Origin of the sequence: Streptococcus sp. E24BD, assembly GCF_041807825.1 — a bacterium.
Lineage (GTDB): Bacteria > Bacillota > Bacilli > Lactobacillales > Streptococcaceae > Streptococcus > Streptococcus entericus.
The window spans coordinates 11,829-32,699 of sequence record NZ_JBGTZB010000023.1; the positions used below are offsets into that span (position 1 = coordinate 11,829).

19 protein-coding genes and 1 pseudogene are annotated in these 20,871 nt (G+C 43.7%); 12 read left to right on the plus strand and 8 right to left on the minus strand.

Annotation, left to right across the window (positions count from 1 at the left end):
* Positions 1-24 precede the first annotated feature (24 nt).
* The 9 genes from ACERC5_RS06790 (at position 25) to ACERC5_RS06830 (ending at position 8,563) form a co-directional block, all read left to right on the plus strand.
* Positions 25-837, plus strand: coding sequence for a Cof-type HAD-IIB family hydrolase (locus tag ACERC5_RS06790; protein WP_373658159.1), 813 nt, complete (start codon positions 25-27; stop codon positions 835-837).
* Positions 838-1,197: 360 nt separating this feature from the next.
* Positions 1,198-2,187, plus strand: a complete 990-nt coding sequence (locus ACERC5_RS06795) for a PTS sugar transporter subunit IIB (protein WP_373658160.1) — start codon at positions 1,198-1,200, stop codon at positions 2,185-2,187.
* 260 nt (positions 2,188-2,447) lie between these two features.
* Positions 2,448-3,245: a PTS mannose/fructose/sorbose transporter subunit IIC gene (locus ACERC5_RS06800; protein ID WP_373658181.1), complete on the plus strand. Its 798-nt coding sequence runs from the start codon at positions 2,448-2,450 to the stop codon at positions 3,243-3,245.
* A gap of 16 nt (positions 3,246-3,261) precedes the next feature.
* Positions 3,262-4,173 (plus strand): PTS system mannose/fructose/sorbose family transporter subunit IID, encoded by a 912-nt coding sequence (locus tag ACERC5_RS06805; protein ID WP_373658161.1) that lies wholly within the window; start codon positions 3,262-3,264, stop codon positions 4,171-4,173.
* Positions 4,174-4,363: 190 nt separating this feature from the next.
* Positions 4,364-5,074 carry an excalibur calcium-binding domain-containing protein gene (locus ACERC5_RS06810; protein ID WP_373658162.1) on the plus strand — a complete coding sequence of 237 codons (711 nt, stop codon included), beginning with the start codon at positions 4,364-4,366 and terminating at the stop codon, positions 5,072-5,074.
* 101 nt (positions 5,075-5,175) lie between these two features.
* A complete protein-coding gene (locus tag ACERC5_RS06815) occupies positions 5,176-5,550 on the plus strand; it encodes a DUF956 family protein (RefSeq protein WP_373658163.1) in 375 nt (124 codons plus the stop codon).
* Between the two features lie 210 nt (positions 5,551-5,760).
* Positions 5,761-7,041: a serine--tRNA ligase gene (gene serS / locus ACERC5_RS06820; protein ID WP_373658164.1), complete on the plus strand. Its 1,281-nt coding sequence runs from the start codon at positions 5,761-5,763 to the stop codon at positions 7,039-7,041.
* 145 nt (positions 7,042-7,186) lie between these two features.
* On the plus strand, positions 7,187-7,963 hold the full coding sequence (gene recX / locus ACERC5_RS06825) for a recombination regulator RecX (protein ID WP_373660478.1): 777 nt from the start codon (positions 7,187-7,189) through the stop codon (positions 7,961-7,963).
* Positions 7,964-8,029: 66 nt separating this feature from the next.
* A complete protein-coding gene (locus ACERC5_RS06830; protein ID WP_373658166.1) occupies positions 8,030-8,563 on the plus strand; it encodes a DUF402 domain-containing protein in 534 nt (177 codons plus the stop codon).
* Between the two features lie 46 nt (positions 8,564-8,609).
* Here the strand turns inward: ACERC5_RS06830 and ACERC5_RS06835 are convergent, their stop codons facing one another.
* The 8 genes and pseudogenes from ACERC5_RS06835 to nusG all read right to left on the minus strand — a co-directional run bounded on the left by ACERC5_RS06835 (position 8,610) and on the right by nusG (position 17,094).
* On the minus strand, positions 8,610-9,644 hold the full coding sequence (locus tag ACERC5_RS06835; RefSeq protein ID WP_373658167.1) for an aldose epimerase family protein: 1,035 nt from the start codon (positions 9,642-9,644) through the stop codon (positions 8,610-8,612).
* Positions 9,645-10,319: 675 nt separating this feature from the next.
* Positions 10,320-11,201: a class II fructose-bisphosphate aldolase gene (locus tag ACERC5_RS06840; protein WP_373658169.1), complete on the minus strand. Its 882-nt coding sequence runs from the start codon at positions 11,199-11,201 to the stop codon at positions 10,320-10,322.
* A gap of 121 nt (positions 11,202-11,322) precedes the next feature.
* Positions 11,323-11,732 (minus strand): annotated as a pseudogene (locus ACERC5_RS06845) (peptide deformylase).
* A gap of 25 nt (positions 11,733-11,757) precedes the next feature.
* On the minus strand, positions 11,758-13,035 hold the full coding sequence (locus ACERC5_RS06850; protein ID WP_373658171.1) for an MATE family efflux transporter: 1,278 nt from the start codon (positions 13,033-13,035) through the stop codon (positions 11,758-11,760).
* 56 nt (positions 13,036-13,091) lie between these two features.
* A complete protein-coding gene (gene thrC / locus ACERC5_RS06855) occupies positions 13,092-14,576 on the minus strand; it encodes a threonine synthase (RefSeq protein ID WP_373658172.1) in 1,485 nt (494 codons plus the stop codon).
* Positions 14,577-15,021: 445 nt separating this feature from the next.
* Positions 15,022-15,603 carry a DNA-directed RNA polymerase subunit delta gene (gene rpoE / locus ACERC5_RS06860; RefSeq protein ID WP_373658173.1) on the minus strand — a complete coding sequence of 194 codons (582 nt, stop codon included), beginning with the start codon at positions 15,601-15,603 and terminating at the stop codon, positions 15,022-15,024.
* Between the two features lie 419 nt (positions 15,604-16,022).
* Positions 16,023-16,436, minus strand: coding sequence for an Ohr family peroxiredoxin (locus ACERC5_RS06865; RefSeq protein WP_373658174.1), 414 nt, complete (start codon positions 16,434-16,436; stop codon positions 16,023-16,025).
* A gap of 112 nt (positions 16,437-16,548) precedes the next feature.
* Entirely contained in the window at positions 16,549-17,094 is a 546-nt protein-coding gene (gene nusG, locus ACERC5_RS06870) for a transcription termination/antitermination protein NusG (protein ID WP_373658175.1), read from the minus strand.
* Between the two features lie 338 nt (positions 17,095-17,432).
* On the opposite strand from nusG, the gene ACERC5_RS06875 reads away from it, so the two are divergent.
* The 3 genes from ACERC5_RS06875 (at position 17,433) to ACERC5_RS06885 (ending at position 20,430) form a co-directional block, all read left to right on the plus strand.
* Positions 17,433-17,756 carry a lactococcin 972 family bacteriocin gene (locus ACERC5_RS06875; RefSeq protein WP_373658176.1) on the plus strand — a complete coding sequence of 108 codons (324 nt, stop codon included), beginning with the start codon at positions 17,433-17,435 and terminating at the stop codon, positions 17,754-17,756.
* Positions 17,757-17,819: 63 nt separating this feature from the next.
* Complete coding sequence (locus tag ACERC5_RS06880) at positions 17,820-19,808, plus strand: DUF1430 domain-containing protein (protein ID WP_373658178.1); 1,989 nt, start codon at positions 17,820-17,822, stop codon at positions 19,806-19,808.
* Positions 19,801-20,430: an ATP-binding cassette domain-containing protein gene (locus ACERC5_RS06885; RefSeq protein WP_373658179.1), complete on the plus strand. Its 630-nt coding sequence runs from the start codon at positions 19,801-19,803 to the stop codon at positions 20,428-20,430. The genes ACERC5_RS06880 and ACERC5_RS06885 overlap by 8 nt, the downstream gene beginning before the upstream one ends.
* Positions 20,431-20,871 lie beyond the last annotated feature (441 nt).

Sequence of the window (20,871 nt, forward strand, 5' to 3'; positions counted from 1 at the left end):
CAGTTTTTTGCTATAATACTTCTTATGACAAAAAAAGTAATTGCTATTGATTTAGACGGCACACTCCTTCGCCGTGACCACACCATTTCAGAAAACAGTGTTAAGACGATTCAACAGGTTATCGCCAAGGGGCATACAGTTGTCATTGCTACAGGGCGCCCTTATCGTATGGCAAAAGCCTACTATAAACAGCTTGGGCTGACCTCTCCGATGATTAACTTTAACGGAGCAATGTTACATATCCCTGAAAAAGCTTGGGCAGGTGAACATGCCATTACCATCGATCGCTCTTACCTCCTTGAGCTATTGCAGGAAACCCATCGATTCGAACTAGACTTCGTCGCTAGCGAATACCGCGACCATTTCCTCGTCACTTTAGATCAGAGGGATAAGATTGATCCAAAACTTTTCGGGCTCAATGAGCTGAGCGATGACCTCTTGCTTAACCCAAATCAGCTACTCGCAGATCCTCTTGCATTGTTAGTGCAAACCCGTCACGAGGATAAATACCAGCTGGCAAAAGAGATTAAAGCCTATTTCAGGCATGAGATTGAAGTTGATTCTTGGGGCGGACCGTTAAATCTGTTAGAGTTTTCACCCAAAGGAATCAACAAAGCCTATGCTTTAGAGCGGTTATTGACCAGTTTAGTACGATCCAGAGAGGACTTGATTGCTTTTGGCGATGAGCAAAATGACACGGAGATGCTAGCTTTTGCAAACGTTGGCTATGCCATGAAAAATGCCAATCCCATGCTCCTTGAATATGCTGATCAACAGATTTCATATACTTGCGATGAAGACGGGGTCGCCCAGCAACTCCGTGAATTATTTTTGTAAGTTTCAGAAAAATACTGAAAGAAACAAGTAAGCATTTTCAGGGAATTGAAAAAATAAAAATTTTTTCGAACAAGCAGGAACACTTGTTATATTACTTTTGTTCGTATTTTAACAAACTGAACTACCCAAAAACTCCTAAAAACAGGCTATCTAGCTTATTTTTTCGTTTTTGTTTACTCGCTAACTTATAGGTTAACTTGATTAATTATTATAATTTCTACCTATTGACAAGAAATTGAAATCGTTTTACAATAATGACGTTCTTGACTTTCTTTGACATGGTTAAAAAGGACTTTTAACACAATAAGAGGCTATTTTAGTCATGTCAATGAAAAATAATTTAAAGGAGGAAATTCAAGAATGGGTATCGGTATTGTTATTGCCAGCCATGGTGAGTTTGCTGCTGGCATTCACCAGTCAGGTGCAATGATTTTTGGCGAACAAGAAAAAGTACAAGTCGTGACCTTTATGCCAAACGAAGGTCCAGATGACTTGCACGCAAAAATCAGTGCAGCTATCGCTCAATTTGACGCCGATGATGAAATCCTTGTCCTCGCTGACTTGTGGAGTGGTTCGCCATTTAACCAAGCCAGCCGTGTCGCAGGTGAAAATCCTGAACGCAAGGTAGCTATCATCACAGGTCTCAACCTGCCAATGTTAATCCAAGCCTACACTGAACGTCTAATGGACGCTAGTGCTGGTGTTGAACAGGTGGCAGCTAATGTTCTCAAAGAAGCACGCGAAGGGATTAAGGTTCTACCTGAATCACTCGAGCCTGCATCAACAACTGCAGCACCAGTTGCAGCACCAGTTCGTCAAGGAGCTATTCCTGAGGGCACAGTCATCGGAGACGGCAAGCTCAAAATCAACTTGGCGCGTATCGACACCCGTCTTTTGCACGGTCAAGTGGCAACTGCTTGGACACCGGACTCTAAAGCCAACCGTATCATCGTTGCCTCAGATGCTGTCGCCCAAGATGAACTGCGTAAGCAACTTATCAAGCAAGCTGCACCAAACGGGGTGAAGGCAAACGTTGTGCCAATTAGAAAACTCATTGAAGCGGCTAAAGACCCTCGCTTTGGTGATACGAAGGCATTGATCTTGTTTGAAACACCTCAAGAAGCTCTCGAAGCTATCAAGGGTGGTGTGCCAATTCAAGTCCTCAACGTTGGTTCAATGGCGCACTCAACAGGTAAAACCATGGTCACAAACGCCTTATCGATGAATAAGGCCGATGTGGCAACGTTTGAAGAGCTACGCGACCTCGGTGTCAGCTTTGACGTTCGCAAGGTGCCAAATGATAAACCTGGCAACCTGTTTGACTTGATTAAAAAAGCAAATGTGAACTAACTCTTCTTTGTTAAACTCAAAACTGAATTCGGACTAAAAATGCTCCAAAATTTAGTCAGCTCCTAGATGGCGACACCATCGGCGGATCTGCCTACGGATTTTATCGCATTTTCTTAACGTCCTTATATCTTATGAAATTGAACACGGGTTAAATCCTGTGTGAAAAAGACCAACTCTCCTAGAAACTAGAGTTTCTTCGCCTAGTTGCCTATTTTCACTGTGGATTTTTAACACCCTTTGTATCTTACTGAAAGGATAAAATAATGGATATTTCAATTATTTCTGCTATTTTAATCGTCGTGGTCGCCTTCCTAGCTGGTATGGAAGGTGTCCTTGACCAATTCCAATTCCACCAACCCATCGTAGCTTGTACCTTGATTGGTCTGGTGAGTGGTAACCTAACTGCCGGTATCATGCTCGGTGGTACCCTCCAGTTTTTGGCTCTTGGTTGGGCTAACATCGGTGCTGCGGTAGCTCCTGACGCGGCTCTGGCTTCTGTAGCTTCTGCTATCATCTTGATCAAAGGTGGCGACTTCTCAAACAATGGTATCCAAGTCGCACAAGCCGTTGCTATCCCTCTAGCTGTTGCTGGTCTTTTCTTGACCATGATTGTCCGCACGATCTCCGTTGGTTTGGTGCACGGTGCCGACGCAGCTGCTGAGCGCGGTGACTTTGCGGCACTTGAGCGCTACCACTTGGTTGCTCTCTCTCTTCAAGGTCTGCGTATCGCTATTCCTGCGGCGCTCTTGATTGCCGTTCCTGCTGATGCTGTACGTGCCATGCTGGAAGCTATGCCTGATTGGTTGCAAGGTGGTATGGCTGTCGGCGGTAGCATGGTTATCGCGGTTGGTCTTGCCATGGTTATCAACATGATGGCAACCCGCGAAGTTTGGCCATTCTTTGCTCTTGGTTTTGCTCTGGCTGCTGTCAGCGACTTGACCTTGATTGCTCTTGGTGCCATTGGTACAGCCCTTGCCTTCATCTACCTCAACCTCTCTAAAAAAGGGGGTAACGCTGGTTCAGGTGACCCAATTGGCGACATTTTAGAAGACTACTAAGAAGGGGGATAAAAACATGTCAGAAAAAGTACAATTAACCCTGAAAGACCGTCAGAACATCTGGTGGCGTTCTCAGTTCCTTCAAGCTTCTTGGAACTACGAGCGGATGCAAAACTTGGGTTGGGCCTACACTATGGTGCCAGCCATCAAAAAACTTTACACTAAAAAGGAAGACCAGCAGACGGCACTTAAACGCCACATGGAATTCTTCAACACGCATCCTTACGTGGCAGCACCAATCGTCGGTGTTACCCTCGCTCTTGAAGAAGAGCGTGCTAACGGTGGTCAAGTAGACGATACCGCTATCCAAGGGGTTAAAATCGGGATGATGGGACCTCTCGCTGGTATCGGTGACCCTGTTTTCTGGTTTACCGTTCGCCCAATCCTCGGTGCCCTCGGTGCTTCCCTTGCCGTATCAGGAAACATCATCGGTCCAATGCTCTTCTTCATCGTTTGGAACGCCATCCGTATGCTTTTCCTCTGGTACACCCAAGAGTTCGGTTACAAATCTGGTCGTGAAATCACCAAAGACATGTCAGGTGGTATCCTTCAAGACATCACCAAAGGTGCCTCAATCCTTGGGATGTTCATCATCGCTGTTTTGGCAGAACGCTGGGTATCCATCAAGTTTGCCTTTAACGTTTCAGAAGTGCAATTAGATGATAAAGCATTTATCCACTGGGATAAATTGCCAGAAGGTAGCGAGGGAATTCGTGAAGCCTTCGCCCAAGTTGGTCAAGGTCTCTCTCAAACACCAACTAAGATAACTAGCTTCCAACAAAACTTGGACGGTCTCTTACCAGGTGTTATGCACTTGCTCTTGACCTTCCTATGTATGTGGTTGCTCAAGAAAAAAGTATCTCCAATCACCATTATTGTAGGTCTCTTCATCGTTGGTATCTTGGCACGCGTTGCAGGTATCATGTAAGATGGCAAACCCTCACTATGTGAGGGTTTTGTCGTCATTTGGGACGTGTCGCCTCTTACTTTTCCCCTTTCTTTTGAGAAGATGCTGAGCACGCAACAAATTCTAACTAAGTTTTTGTTCGTCCGATTATATGATTTCTTTCGCTTTATATATTTTAATGTTATAATATAAAAAACGAAAGGAGTCTCTTATGAAAAAAATAACACCACTGAAAGCCTTCCTCTATCTTTTGGGAGGAATCTTATTGCTCAGTCTCATTATTGCTCTACTCCCCTTAGTATTCTTTTTGGGAGTAATCGGAACTTGGTACTACAGTAAACGACAACCTAATCCTGATAAGCGAAAAAAATATATCTCTTTGCTGGCTATCGGAGGGCTAGGAACACTCCTACTCGCTCCTTCATATTTCTCAGAAAATACACCAAACCAGACTAAACCAACCAGCACGGTATTAACTAGTCAATCTTCAAATTCTTCAGCGGTAAAAAAAGAAATAGGCAACAAGCAAACAGATTCTTCCTCATTTATACCTGAATCAACCACAACTACAGTATCCGAAACGGAACAAAATCAGAAACAGATTGCTGAAGTTGCTAAACAGGCTGAGGAAGAGAAACTGGCCGCTGAAAAAGAGGAAGCTGAGAGAAAAGCGGCTGAAGAAGCTGCTAGAAAAGCTGAGGAGGAGCGACTGGCTGCTGAACTAGCAGAAGCTCAACATCAAGCAGAGGAACAAGAGGCGACTATAGTTTCTCAGCAACAGGGATTTGTTCAAGCTCCTGCTACAGTTAGATATGCAAACTGTTCTGAAGCCAGAGCTGCCGGGGTCACGCCGATTTATTTAGGTGAGCCTGGTTACAGCCGAAAATTAGACCGAGATGGGGACGGAATTGCTTGCGAATAATCGTCACTGTTCCCACCTAACTGTGCCTCCCCAATTCAGCTAACTCTGGTAAGGCAGGCTAAAACCTCATAATTTCAAAGAAACAAAACAAGGAGGAGCCTATGGCACAATCACTCAACACAACTGTTCTTTTTCAAACAACTGGCGTGTCCTACGCAGACATCGGTAGCAAGGTCGGCAAATTTCTCATTGGCGACAAAGCAATCGAATTTTACCCAGACACCAATGTCGAACGCTACATCCAGATTCCTTGGGGCAACATTCAGCATATCGGTGCGAACGTTCATGGAAAAACCGTTAGCCGACATTTTGAAATCCAAACTGACAGCGGAAAATTCCTCTTTGCCAGCAAGGACTCTGGTAAGATTCTGAAAATCGCTCGAGAGAAGCTTGGTAATGATAAGGTGATTAAATTGCCAACACTCTTGCAGACAATCGGTAAAAAAATCAAGCAAGTATTTGCCAAATCGTCCTAAATCAGGTATAATAAGACTAACGGATAAGTAGTGTGTCCTTTTCTTTCAGAAAGTCTGCGGTAGCTGTGAGCAGATAGAAAAGACAGATGAAATTCTACCGTGTAGACAACTCAATCACCAATCAAGGCACTTGTGCGAAGCTGGATGGAACCGCGTGAACACGCTCCAGCAGAAACACTGGTGCTGTTTTTATTTCAAAGGAGGACTCTTATGTTAGACATCAAACGACTACGTACTGATTTTGACGGTACCGCTAGCAAACTCGCCCAACGTGGGGTGGACCGCAAGGTCTTAGAAACCCTCAAAACCTTGGACGAAAAGCGCCGTGAGCTCTTGGTCCAGTCTGAAGAAGCTAAGGCCAAGCGCAACAAGGCTTCCGAGGCCATTGCAACTGCCAAACGCAACAAAGAAGATTCCAGCAGCCAAATCGCTGCCATGCAAGAGCTAGGGGCTAACATCAAAGCGATTGACGCTGAATTGACCAGCATTGATGAGCAAATCAGCCAGACCATCGCTATCCTGCCAAATACTGCCCACGATAGCGTCCCTGTGGGAGCAGATGAAGAAGACAATGTGGAGGTCCGCCGTTGGGGGACACCACGCACCTTTGACTTTGAACCCAAAGCTCACTGGGATCTGGGTGAAGACCTCGACATCCTAGACTGGGAACGTGGGGCAAAAGTCACAGGCAGCCGCTTCCTCTTCTACAAGAAATTAGGAGCGCGATTAGAGCGCGCCCTCTACAACTTCATGCTGGACGAGCACGCCAAAGAAGGCTATCAGGAAATCGTGCCCCCTTATCTGGTCAACCGTGACTCCATGTTTGGCACTGGTCAGTATCCAAAATTCAAGGAAGACACCTTTGAAATCGCAGACGAAGAACGTCCGCTGGTACTGATTCCGACAGCCGAAGTCCCTCTGACCAACTTCTACCGCAACGAGATCATCGACGGCAAGGATTTGCCGATTTACTTCACCGCTATGAGCCCATCTTTCCGCTCTGAAGCAGGCTCAGCTGGTCGTGACACCCGCGGTCTCATCCGCCTTCACCAATTCCACAAGGTAGAGATGGTCAAATTTGCCAAGCCAGAAGAGTCTTACGAGGAATTGGAAAAAATGACAGCTGACGCCGAAAACATCCTCCAAAAACTGGGACTCCCTTACCGCGTTCTTGCCCTCTGCACAGGCGACATGGGCTTCTCAGCGGCTAAGACCTATGACTTGGAAGTCTGGATTCCAGCCCAAAATGCCTACCGTGAAATTTCCAGCTGTTCCAACACCGAAGATTTCCAAGCCCGTCGTGCCCAAATCCGCTACCGTGACGAAGACGGCAAGGTCAAGCTTCTCCACACCCTCAACGGTTCAGGCTTGGCAGTCGGTCGCACCGTAGCAGTCATCCTTGAAAACTACCAAAATGAAGACGGTTCTGTCACTATCCCAGAAGTCCTACGCCCTTACATGGGGGGGGCAGATACAATTACCGCACCATAACCCAAGAAAATGCACAAGAACAGGAAACCTGATTGCCTGTTCTTGTGCGTTTTTTCCTATTGGATAACGGTTTAACAAGCGATTTACAAGGCTACAAGATTACCCTGATTGTTAGCTGCACCGCTTTTTTGCTATAATGGAAGACATGAAGATTACTAAACTTGAAAAGAAAAAACGCCTTTACCTACTAGAACTAGATGATACAGAAAGACTTTATATCACAGAGGATACCATTGTTCGGTTCATGTTGACCAAGGGCAAGGACATTACCGATGTGGAACTAGAGGACATTCGCCAGTTTACGCAATTTTCCTATGGTAAAAATCTCGCCCTCTATCACCTATCCTTCAAGCAACGAACAAGCAAGGAAGTCCGTGATTACCTGATGAAACATGAGATTGACGAAGATATCATCTCGACCGTCATTGACAGCCTGACTGCCGATAAATGGCTGGACGATGCCCGCTATGCCCAGCAACTGATTCAAGGCAATCTCTATTCTGGTGACAAGGGGCCATTTGCACTGAAACAAAAACTGATACAAAAAGGAGTTCCGCTGAGAGTGATTGAGGCTGCCTTAGAGGAGTCTGATTTTACCGAGGTTGTTGAACGGCTCGTCAACAAGGCCATCCGAAAGTACAGTGGTAAGCTACCGCAAAAGGAGCTCAAAGACAAGCTCACCCAACACCTACTCAACAAGGGTTTCTCCTATCAGACCGCCAGCTCTGCCATTGCGTCAGCAACAATCGATACCGACGAAGAGAGAGAGGGCGAACTCCTGCTGGCGGAACTCGAGAAACAAGAGCGAAAATACAGCAGAAAATACGATGGCTATGAACTGAAACAGCGGGTAAAGCAGGCCTTAGCTCGGAAAGGTTATTCGTTTTCCGCCATCGACCGTGCTTTTCGGGATTATTTTTAGTGCGTTTTTAATCAGATTATGGTAAAATAATGATGTGGATAAACTTTTTAGAAAGTTGGTAAGCGGATGAAGTTACCTAAAGAGGGCGACTTTATTTCGATTCAGAGTTATAAGCATAATGGCCAGCACCATCGCACTTGGCGAGATACCATGATTCTAAAAACCACTGAGCATGCGGTTATTGGGGTCAACGACCACACTCTGGTCTTGGAAAATGATGGGCGGCGCTGGGTAACACGAGAACCAGCTCTGGTCTATTTCCATAAGAAATTTTGGTTTAATGTAGTTGCCATGATTCGAGATGAGGGGATTTCTTATTATTGCAATATGGCTAGCCCGTATATTCTCGACCAAGAGGCGCTCAAGTATATCGACTATGACCTCGATGTCAAAGTATTTACTGACGGGACAAAAAAGCTGCTGGATATTGAAGAATATGAGCAGCATCGTCGTCAGATGGGCTACCCTACTGATTTGGACTTGATTCTAAAGGAAAATGTGAAAATCCTCGTTGACTGGATCAATCAAAAAAAAGGCCCCTTCTCAGAAGAATACGTTAAGATTTGGTACAATCGCTATCTGGAATTGAAAGGTTGCTAACCCTAAAAAGCCACCAGCTGTCTCGCTGGTGGCTTTTTAGAACTTATTAGTCAATCCTGTCAAAATCGTAGGTGATCGTGTAGCGGGCAGTCTGACCTGCTTTCAAAATAATATCCCCAAAATCAGCATGGTTGACCGCATCAGGTAAGGTTTGGGCTTCCAGAGCGATTCCTTCATGTTTCAAGTTTTCTCGCCCATTGCTTCGGCTGAAGACGACACCTTCTTCAGGGAAGTTAAAACTGTAAACCACCAGACCATTACGCTCAGAGTAAACGGTGACCTGATTACCACTCATCTGGTCAGTCAAGATAGCAATAGGATTGGTCTCAGGAACAAGGACCTCAAAGGCATCATCTAACCCACCTGTGAGGCTGATTGCCTCAATGACTGATGTGCTCTTCCGAAAATCATAAGGCGTTCCTGTGACATCCAGACGTCGCCCTGTCGGAATCAAATGCTCATCTGTTTCAAGCCGGGCATTAGCAGCGATAAACAAGGTATGCCGCGCTAAATTATCCTGCTCACCTAAGTTAAAGTAAACATGATTAGTCGGATTGAAGAGGGTATCACTGGTCGCCTCACTACCCTCATAAGTCACAGTGAGACGGTCGTGATCATCCAGCAGATAAGTTGCAGTGATGGTCATATCTCCAGGAAAGCCATCAAGGACAGCCAAGGACCGATAGCTGAAACGAACGCCAGACTTACCTGGTTCTTCGATAATCCCGTAATCCCAGACTTGGCGGTGAAGACCATAAGGTCCACCATGTAGGGTATTCCCGTTATTATTGGTTGGTAAATGGCAGAGCTCACCATTGATTATGGCTTGACCAGCCTTTATCCGACCAGCCACCCTACCGACTGTCTGACCAGCACAGATGCCATTTTTAAGGTAGTCACTAGGCAACTCATGTCCTAAGACTAAATTAGTCAATCGACCATCAGGTTGAGGGAAATAAAAACTTTGCCAAGTCGCTCCCAAGGTCAGAAAATCCGCCCGAGTTCCTCGGCGATTTGACAAGGTAATTTGATGAATCTCCTGCCCATCAATCGTTTCGATAAGACGTGTACTAACTGCCATAAATGCTCCTTTTGACATAATAAATTTTATATATCTATTGTAACCCTTTTTAAGTTTTTTTTCAAATGAAAATTTGAAAACGATTAACTCGTTTACGAAGTAACCTAACAGGCAGTATAAGAAATCAGCTCAGCTATTTACCGTATCACTAAAAAGTACCAAAAACAAAAGGTGTCAAGTCATCTTGCCTGAGGAGAGATAACCCTTTGTTAAACAAACCTTCCCAAGGTACTCACCTGATTGAAGAATGGTCACGTGATTTGGAAAAATCATAGCCATAAGACCGAAAAACCAGGTTGTTGGATACCAGACCAGCATAACTTCAGTAATAAATCGTCGGTTATTGCCACGATCTTGATAGCGCCGTTTATATTCTTGCCTCAATCACCAGGACGGGACCGCCACATGAAAAGTCTGATCCGACCATGTTCGCATGGCCAACAGCAACCACAGCATCATGTTAATCGCAACTAGCACCAGATAACCTTTTTCATGATAAAACTTAGCTTGTTGAACATATTTTTTCTTGTATCCTTTAGAACTCAATGGTCGTCGGATAGCTTTTCGTTGCTCCTTTGTCAGCAGATGCCTTACTTGCTCACCAACATAGATAATTTTCTGCCATGTTTGCTAGATTAAAAAAAGCAATCCGAAAATTGCTTTTTTCTGAAATGACTACGCTTTATTGGCTGAACCAAAGACATCGATACGCTCTTCTACCATACCTTGAACAGCTTTCACGCCGTCTGCAAGGAATTTACGTGGGTCGAAGAGTTTTTTCTTGTCGTACTCAGCTTTGTTAGCAGAGTAGTCAGACGCAAACTTAAGCGTTGCTTCTGTGAAGGCAATCTGTCCTTCAGTGTTCACGTTAACTTTAGCCACACCAAGACGAATCGCTTCTTGGATTTGCTCATCAGGGATACCTGAACCACCGTGAAGAACGATTGGCGTGCCAGGGATAGCTTCTGTCAATTTCTTCAAGTGTTCAAGGTCAAGACCCTCCCAGTTTTCTGGGTATGGGCCGTGGATGTTACCGATACCAGCTGCCAAGAAATCAATACCAGTTTCAACCATAGCGATGGCATCTTCAATTGGAGCAAGTTCACCCTTACCAACGATACCGTCTTCCTCACCACCGATAGTACCAACTTCAGCCTCAACAGAGATCCCTTTTGAGTGTGCAAGAGCAACCACTTCGCGAGCTTTTGCAAGGTTTTCCTCAACTGGCAAGTGAGAGCCGTCAAACATGATAGAGGTGTAACCAACCTCGATACACTCCAAAGAGTCTTCGTAGTGACCGTGGTCAAGGTGGATGGCAACAGGAACAGTGATGTTCATAGACTCAATCAAGTTCGCAATCAAGTTACGAGCAACCTTGTAACCACCCATGTACTTAGCCGCACCCATAGATGTTTGGATAAGCACTGGCGCTTTTTTGGCTTCTGCACCACGCAGGATAGCCTGAGTCCACTCAAGGTTGTTGGTGTTAAATCCGCCGACAGCGTAGCCGTTCTCACGCGCCGCTTTGACAAATTCTGCTGCTGAAACTAATGGCATGTTATAGCCTCCTTTATTTTTTGGGCAATAGCAGAGCTAAACCCTTACTCGTTCATTCTATCACATTTTGGTAAAAATTTCTAGTCCCTGAGTAGAAATTTCTCCTTAACCAACGACACCCTCAAATCAAAATACCATCTAAATGATTCAATTCATGCTGACAAATCTGAGCTGGAAAATCGGTCAGGGTCAGCGTTTGCTCCTGCCATTGCTGATTGAAAAAGCGTACCCTTCTCTCACAATAACGTGTCGTTTGTCGACTTCCTGACAAGGACAAACAGCCCTCTTGGGTCTCGTAGGGCTGGCTCTTGCCTAGCAAAACAGGGTTGTACATGACCAGACTAGAAAACCCAAGTCGATAATAATAACGCGTTTATGGTAACCAATCATATTAGCCGCTAAGCCAACACAACGGTCCTTATTCGCAACTAACATCGCCTGCAATTCTTAACCAATAAAACAATCTGCCTTGGTGGCAGGCTTGCTTGGCTGACCAAGAAAAAAGACATCTGTCACAATTGATTTCATCATTGTATTTCTCTTTCTATTTATGATTTTAGGAAACCTTCCCTGACTGCCCTTTTAACCAACGACGATAGCGGCAGTAGAGAAAGAGGGTGCGCCAAAGATTATCCAAGGTAATAGCCAGCGACACCCCCCATAGCCCGAGACCAAGTTCAATCGCCATCAGATAGCCCCCCAGTACCCGAACTAGCCACATGCCGATGCTTGTTGCTACAAATGGTAATTGAGGACGTCCCAAACCTTGCCAAGTCGCTGTAAAAATCTGTGTTCCAGCCGTCACAGGAAACTCCAGCACGGAAAAAAGCAGAATAATCCTTGCGTAGCTGGTTACAACAGCCTCTTTGGTAAAGAAGCTAAGCCAATAATCTCCAAAGCCCCAAACGATTAAGCTCGTCAACGCCATCATCGCAATAGTGAGGTAATAGGATTGATGGACTAAGCCATTGAGCTTCTCCTGCTGATGACGATCGTTAGCCACTAAAATCACCGTCGCCACAGCCATCCCCAAGGCTGGCAGGTAACTAAACTGGATTAAGGTTTCGCCAATCGCATGCCCAGCCACGGCTTCCGTTCCTAGCTTCACCACCACGCCAATCAGCACCACGTCACCAGCTCGCATCATCAACCGCTCACCGACGAGTGGCAGTGACTGGTGCCAGAGAGGATTTTCTTTTTTGAGCAATAGCTGGTGCACTGTCGGACGCGAATCAAGTGAATGCCAGAGCAAGCCCACACCGAGGGCTCGTGACAAAACCGTTCCTAAAGCTACTCCGACCACTCCTAAATCCGTCGTCTTTAAAAATAAGCCGGATAAAACTAGATTGACTAGATTAACAAAGATACTAACCCAGAACGGAAGATTCGGCTGCCCTTGCGCACGAATGAGGCTGCTCAAACTCATCATCAGCCCCAATAAAACAGTTGCTCCACCCACAACACCAATGTAGGACTGACCAAGCCTTAAGACATGACCTGATAATCCTAAGCCTGATAAAAAATAACCGCCAAAAAGTAAGGTTCCCAATCCCAGCAACACTCCAACGAGAGCTGTCAAAACGACCGTTTGTCCGATGAAAGCAACCTTGTCAGCAGCTTTAGCCTGCCTTGCAACAAGACTGCTGGCTGCTGTAGCTAAACCGACAAAAACTGCCTGATAAATACTGAGCACATTGTTGGCAACCGAAACAGCAGAAACGGCGACAATTCCCAGCTGAGCCACCAAATAAGCATCCACCGTCCCCATCAACATTTGCAGGACATTCTCTCCCATGGCGGGAAGAGCGATGCGCAACAATTTTTTATAATACATAATTCTCCAAAAAAGAGCTCAGACATCTGTCCTCGCTCCTCTATAAGTCATAATTCTCACAAACCCAGATAGCTCTCTACCGCTGCTTGCATGTCAGCGACTGCCACCACCTTGTCGTGGCGGATGGTAGCGGTCTGCAAACCATCAACAGCTTTTGGCAAAGCCACCTGAGAGATGTCTATTAGCTCCTCTACGGCAACAAAGTCGTCCCCGCTGTCTACTCCTGTGATGGCAGAGACGGCTACGCGTGGGAATTTATAGGGACTCGCTGTCGAAGCAATCACGGTTGGGGTCTCATCTCCTGTCCGTGTACGGTAAGCTTGGTAGACGCTGGACGCCACTGCTGTATGCGGGTCTTGGACATAGCCCATTTCCTCATAGAGGCGTTTGATGTCAGCTGCAGTTTGCTCTTCTGTGGCAAATCCCGCCTCAAACAAGTCCCAGATAGCAGGATCAAACTCAGTCAGGCTATACTCCCCAGCTATCGCTAGCTGCTCCATCAGCTCCTTGGTCTTAGCTGTGCTATTGCCCACCAAATGGAAAATCAAGCGCTCCAAGTTAGACGATACCAAGATGTCCATAGATGGGCTGGTCGTCACACGAAAGTCTCGCTTCTTGTCATAAGTTTTGCTGGCAAAAAAGTCGGTCAAGACCTTGTTGTCATTAGACGCACAAATCAGCTTGTGGACAGGCAGACCAATCTGACGAGCATAGTAGGCCGCGAGAATGTTCCCAAAGTTGCCCGTCGGAACAGCGATATTGATCGCATCACCTGCTGCAATCTCTCCTTTCGCCACCAGCTGGGCATAGGCATAGACATAGTAGACAATCTGTGGCACCAAGCGACCAATGTTCATGGAGTTGGCAGAAGAGAACTGATAGCCCGCCTGCACCAAACGCTCCCGCAGCGTCTCATCATTAAACATCTGCTTGACCGCCGTCTGGGCATCGTCAAAATTCCCCTCGATCGCCACCACGTGAGTGTTAGCCCCTGTCTGCGTGGTCATCTGCAATTCCTGAATCTTAGAAACCCCACCTTTAGGGTAAAAGACGATAATGTCTGTACCTGCTGCATCTGCAAAGCCAGCCATAGCCGCCTTGCCCGTGTCACCAGAAGTCGCCGTCAGGATAACGATTTTCTTGTCTGTTCCCTGCTTGAGGCTCGCAGTGGTCAACAGATACGGCAAAATAGACAGCGCCATATCCTTAAACGCAATGGTGGACCCATGAAACAGCTCAAGGATATAGCTATTGCCTTCCTTGCGAATGGGGGCAATGGCAGAGCTAGTAAACTTGTCATCATAGGCAGATTGAATGCAGTGCGCCAGCTCTTCTGGCGTGAAATCATCCAAAAAAGCTGACAAAATCAGCTGAGCCACCTCTTGGTAGCTGGCCGATGACAGGTGATCCCAGTCCAGATGAACAACAGGCAAATCCGTCGGTGTAAAGAGCCCACCGTCCGTCGCCAAACCTTGCAAAATGGCCTGACTAGCAGTGACACGGTTTTTTGCATCACGAGTTGATTGGTAAAGTAATGGCATATTCGTCCTCAACATATCTTTTTTACCATTATACCATACCTAAAAACTAATCACAAAAAGGCGCGTCTCCGATTTCCCTCCCAAGATAGCTGACAAGAATAAATCAAATTCAGTCTAATTGACTAGATGGCTTAGCATAAGATGGTTAACAACTAGTTTCTGTTGCCAAGTAACACTCTCTAGCGATAACTTGATTTTCTGAAAGATACCTGCACCTTTCCACAGCAATTGCTATGGCTAGAAGCAAAAAGACTTAGTCCTGTAACATCCAGAACCAAGTCCTTAACTAGGCTGTTTTGACTGACTTATCTGACTCGTAGCACGATGCTAAAATAAACCATTCGGTACGAGAGACGTTACCCTATGCTCTACTACCGAACAAGGTGCCATAAGCTAAAGCTATGATTAGTTCAAAAGTGCCTTGTCCACGCAGACAAGAGAAGTCTTAAACCTCTTCATCTTCTGAAAAATCATCCTCGTCATCAAGGGCAACACTGCTGTCGTCATCATCAAGCGGGGCATCGATGTCAATTTCGTTTAGCTCGCTATCATAACTGTCAACTTCAGATTTTTCATCGTCAGCATTATCATCGTCATACTCTAACTCTTGGTCATCACCACGACCATAGTCTTCATCTTCTGGGTCATCATCGCTGTAGTCGATGTCATCATCACCAGCAAGCGCATTAACGCGTTTTTTCTTACGTTTTGGCGCGTCCTCGTCGTCATCATTGTCTTCCAGCGTGATGATTTCCTCATCAATTTCGTCGATAGCATACCACGAACGCAGACCCCATTTGTTTTCACCGAGGGGAATAAAGCTACCGTCAGTATTTAAATCAGCATAAAAATAAGGTAAGGCTGAACGAATCTCCGCATCGGTTTTTTCTAGGTAGCGTTGAATGTCATTGACCAAGTCACTGAAAAACATCTCGTTATCACGACCACGCTCTTCTAAAATGGCTCGGGCAACTTCAATCATTGAAAGTTCTGTTTTTTCTTGTCCTGCAAATACGTCTAATGTCAAGGTGTGCTCCTTACTGTCTTGGCAGTCGCCAGTTTTATCCATTCTTTCATTTTACGATAAAATGCATATTTCGTCAAATGATTTTAGTTAACTGATAAGGCTAGGGCAGCTTATTGCTCCACTTTTTATCGTCAATTAAACCAGACACAGTGTTTGAGTGCTTCAAGGCGTACGGACCTTGAAGGAGGGAAATCACAAGCTGCACAGCAACTAGCCCCTAAAATGCGCTGATACTATCAACTTTTACAGCTCTCACGACTGTAGCGAGCTCTGCGCGCTCAATCTGCCTCTTCAAACAGGCATCTTTGGGCTGCCTCTCGTTCCCTGATGTCAAGAATTGCTCCTCCACCAAATCACTCCTCTGGCTGGCGAGGGCATCGAGAGGTCGTGTAACGGCTCATCAGCTAAGGGAATCGCTCTTAAACAGCGGTAACCGTCACATCTATATTACCCGCAACAGCTTTTGAATAAGGGCACACCGTATGAGCAAAATCTAGTAGTTCCTGACTCTCGGACAAAGTAAGTCCCTCGATATGACCCTCAATCGCAACACCCAGCTGAACATTTGGCAAATCCGCTGCTGGCAAAGCGTAAAGTGTAACAGTGGCTGAAACTGTTGCCTCTGCCACAATATCTTTTTGTTTAAGAACAGCATACAAAGCACCGTTAAAACACGACGCATAGCCTGCTGCAAATAACTGTTCTGGGTTTGTTGCGCCTTCTTGCTTAGTGCCTGGTTGGACTACCGTTGCCTGAAAAGACTTATCCTCTGTAAAGGCTTGTCCGACACGACCTCCCGTGTTGTAGACTTTGGTACTATAGATGCTTTTCATTTATATTCCTCATTTCGTTATTCTTATCAGTCGCCGAACGATGTCCGTACCCTTGTTTAACGGTATCTCTAAGTTTGCCTGAACCAGAGATAACTAGCCGTTAGCACTGACCTTACAACTCTGCAATCTGATAAAGTTCCAACTCTGCTGCGATTTCTGTACCAAACATGTTGATCATCATCTTGACTTTGTTATTGTCAATGTCAACCACACGCCCTTCTTGTCCCATAAAGGCGCCATCGATAATCTGAACCATGTCTCCTGGATTAATGTTGGTGTCGATAATGTCCACACTTTGTCCCATTGATACCAAAATGGCTCTGATTTCTTCTTCCAAGAGCGGGGTCGGTTTTGAACGGTTTCCGTGAGAGCCGACAAACCCTGTGACGTTTGGGGTGTTCCGCACCACGAACCAAGCCTCATCAGTCATGACCATCTCAACCAAGACATAGCCTGGGAAACGATTTTCTTCGACAGCTTTTGTTTCACCATTTTTTTCAACGTTGACCGTCTGTGTCGGAATCTCCACGCGCAAAATATTCTCAAGCATATTATAGGTTTGCGCTCGTTGTAAGAGGTTCTCTTTAACCTTATTTTCATATCCTGAGTAGGTTTGTAGCACAAACCAACCCTTATCAAAACTATCTAATAGTGACATGTCACATCTCCTTTGTTAATTGATTGTTTAGAAAAAAGCCTTTCGGCTGTCTGGTTACTTTTATTGTATCATAAAACCAGCAAAAGTCCTAGCCTTTTACCCCCATAATTTTATCTTAAGCCAATCCATCATGACACAAGAACGCATATCTTAACGCATATCTTATGGTATAGATTTGTACATGAAAACGAAAAAATGAGTAGATTTATTTGACATTTTTAAAAAAACATGATACCATGAAAGCGAATCCAAATTAGGTTTAGTGTTAGAGAGGAGGCGTTTTAGGAAAAATAACTACGCCAAAATCCCATATCTTTATTTTAGAAAGGAATTATATTATGAAAAAGATTAAAAATGCCTTATATACATGTATCTTAGCTGGTGCTATTGTTATTTCTAGTGGCTTGATTGCTAGTGCAGTTGAAGTCGACGGTGGCACATGGAACTATGGTTACGGGACTTTTTATACCTATTCAAATTATTATCACTCACACAATAAGCACGGTGCCAAAGTGGTCAATCGTAATAATGGAGCAAAAAACTGGGCTAATGCAGGTTCAGGTGTTTGGGCGTACTCCTCTATAGGAAATGTTTGGGACCCTGCTTCATTTTATTACCATCCGGTTAATCACTATGATTCTAATGGCAATGCTATTTGGTAACGGAGGAAGAGAGGTCATTTGCCCTCTCTTTTAGCCATTTTAGTCCTATAGTTGAGGTGACCTATGTATAAACGATTGAACAGACTGCTTTTACTCGTCACGTTTTTAGTGTTAACTGTTCTAGGTCTTGTTTTTATTCAACATTATGGAAATGAGATTTCTTACGGGTACTCAGAGATTATTTTTGTGGAAAAATCTACGATTGATCTTCCAGAACAGTTAGAAAAAATTAGTAAAGAAGAAGGTCTAATTCTGGCAAGGAGAATTGTTTCTCCGAAAAATAATGACACAGGTTTATTGGAAAATACTTATGTGCCGATTGGAGGCGAACGGTTACCTGATATTTTCCCGATACAAAGCGATGCCCAATTCATTCGTGATAGTCCCCATAATACTTTATATGTTATTGTCGACGGAAATTTAACAGCCTACCAACTTAGCCAGCGCTTAAATGAACTTGGCAATCAAGTGGTGGTTTTTCCAACAAACCAGCATTTTGCTTTGCTAAGGTTAATGTTGACAATACCACAGAGTATAATGATTGCCTTAGTTGTTTTGGTGGTCTATGCAACGCTAATATTATCGGACTATATATCAGAACTAAAAAATATTGGTGTTAAACGGCTATCTGGTCAAGGAAAATATGATATTGCTTTACAAGAGGTCACTACCTCAAGCCTATTTATTATTTTATTGTTTCTTCTCCATATTTTGGGGGTTATTAGTTTCTTATCCGCTACAGGCATGTTAACCCTGATAGCTTTCTTTATTGTTTTTTCTCCTTTGATAGTATGGACGATTTTATTGTTAGGGATTAATTTTTTTCTGTCTCACTTGTTTTATCATATCCTTCAACAACAACCAATTATTCATGCCATCAAGGGAAAAGTTCCCGTTCGATTGATGGCTATATTAGTCTTGGTCATACAGCTACTAAGCCTAGTATCGGTGATGTCTAGTGTTTATGGTGCGACAGGAATTCAGAATGACTTAAACACACTTTCTGCTGGTTACCAAGAATGGTCGAATAAATCAGATTTTTATCAACTGACTTCTTTAGATGACGGGGGCATGGTAAACAGCCAACAATGGGAAGCCTTTATTAGTGATTTGCTAAGTGAAGTTCCGACATTATCGGTGGAAACAACCTTAGATCATATGGCTATGATTGATACCCCAAATAAAGGGAGCTTTTCCCCAACACCAGAGAACGTATCGAATGTTATTTATGTCAATGAACAGTTTATAGAAGAAGTCTCCCTGAATTTAGATAAGGAGACAAAAGCAAGGATCGCTAACTTGAAAGAGCATGATCGACTTGTTTTATTACCTCAAGAGGTGAATCAATTTGATAATTTGTCTAAGGCATGGCGGACCTTTTTAGAGCGAGGTTTCTTACCTGATAATATCCCCTATGAAAACCCTTATCCAGATTCAGTCCTCAGTTTTGCTAGCTATAACGGGGGAGAAAAAGTCTTTGTCTTTCCTGTGTTTTCAAGCGTTGGGCAACTTTGGTCGAATGAAGTTTTTGTTAAGTATCCCATTATAGTTATTGAAAAAATTTCAGTTGAAAATTTTATACCCTCAAATATTTTAGTCGCTTCGCCTGAAAAGGTTTTAGAATTAATCAAAAAACATCAGATGACATCGGCATTAGGAGCTTTAACAAATGGGAAATATGCCATCTTACAAAAAATACAACAGTTAGAAATAAAACGTAATAGTTTGTTTACAGTTATGCTTGTTGGTGGTATTAGCTCACTACTATTAATAAAATTGTTAGTAACAATCTATTTTTATCAAGGGCGTAGAGAATTTTTGATCAAACGGTTGGCTGGCTATTCTTTACTGGCTTTACATCGCTTACCTCTGATGTTAATGCTAATCATCCATTTGTGTCTGTCACTCATTGCATTCTTTATAGGATTCTCTATTACTATTGTCATGGTACCTATTGCTTATCTGTTATGTTCACTCATTGTATTTTTTGTGGTTATGCAAAAAGAAAAAGGAATTTACGTCCGTTATTTAAAAGGAGGCCAGTATGATTGAACTTCGTCAAGTAAGTAAGTCTTTTGAGGAAAAAATCTTATTTTCAAAATCAGATTATTATTTCGAGAGAGGGAAAACATATGGTATAGTAGGTGAGTCTGGAACTGGAAAAACAACTTTGCTCAATATTATTGGTAAGCTAGAATCGGTTGATGAAGGAGAGGTTTTTGTGGATGGCACTCCGTTAAAGAATATTAAAGAAAAAGTTTATTTTAAGGATTATGTTAGCTACCTTTTTCAAAATTATGGGTTAATGGATAATAGAACAATTAAAGAAAATTTAGACTTAGCCTTTATTGGTAAAAAATTGGATGAAGCAGAGAAAAAGCAGCAAATGCTCCGTGCGCTACAAGAGGTAAATCTATCTTTAGATTTAAGTAGAAAAATTTTTTCATTATCTGGTGGAGAGGCTCAGAGAGTAGCGATTGCTAAAACCATCTTAAAAGATTCCCCAATTCTATTAGCTGATGAACCGACAGCTTCGCTAGATGCAAAAAACGCTCAGGAAATTATTAAACTCATACTCGGTCTGAAGACAACTAATCGTCTGATCATTATCGCTACACATGACCCAAATGTTTATAATAAAATGGATGTTATGATTAACATGGATAGGGGGTAAAATAATTTTATGAAGTTTGGATTGCTTTTCATTTTTCTTCAAAGTTTAATTTTCATTCAATCACTTTTTCTAGTTTTAACACAATTTCCATCCATAAGACAGCCGACGAAGTTATTTATTTTGTTAATTCTTCTATGGAGTTTCATTTCCTTGCTCATTAGTTTATACCAGTATGTTAAGGAAGATAAGGACTAAAAACCTCTTATGTTGACAAAAGAAGTGTAGACAAATTTCAGCTCTACAGTCTCTAGTGGATAAGACCACCACAGAGACTGTAGAGCTTTTTGAACAATGGAAAAGGCACATATGAAACAAAGGGCTCTTTGTCAACTGTAGTGGGTTGACCCACTTAACACCGAGAGAGGACAGTTCTTGTCTTCTCTCGTTTTATGTTTATGGCAATGAAAATGCGAGTTTTGTCTTTTCAAAGTTTCTGAAACC